Source organism: Herbidospora sp. RD11066 (assembly GCF_054661255.1).
Genome location: NZ_BAAGDO010000067.1, coordinates 1 through 336 on the forward strand (window position 1 = coordinate 1; position 336 = coordinate 336).

Below are 336 nucleotides of genomic sequence, written 5' to 3' on the forward strand. Positions count from 1 at the left end.
AATTCGGGCATACAAGAGCTCGGACTAGGATGACTGCAGGGAAATCTTCACTCAAGGAATGGAGCAGTTGAGCAGCCGGGTGACTCATGTTGTCATGCCAAGGTACTGCTGGTTTCTTACAGCGCTGGGTGTGTTTACCATTCTTGCGGCTTTGAAATGGACCTTGTGGATGTTCGCTTACTACATCCTTGCTTGTGTGGTTGTGCTAGCGTTGTTGTATGTTGACGTGTACATGGAGTGTTGGAAATTCATCAATTCCTGTTTGGCAACCGACTTGAAGGACATTGAAAAGACCTACATGTGTGATGATGGCTGCCACATGTGGGTGGCTGAGTG

At 47.9% G+C, this 336-nt stretch carries 1 protein-coding gene; it reads left to right on the forward strand.

The window, feature by feature from the left end; genetic code table 11:
• Positions 1-58: 58 nt before the first annotated feature.
• Positions 59-336, forward strand: a 278-nt coding sequence (locus tag ACYQ78_RS39370; RefSeq protein WP_459806102.1) for a hypothetical protein, incomplete at its 3' end; no start/stop codon positions are given.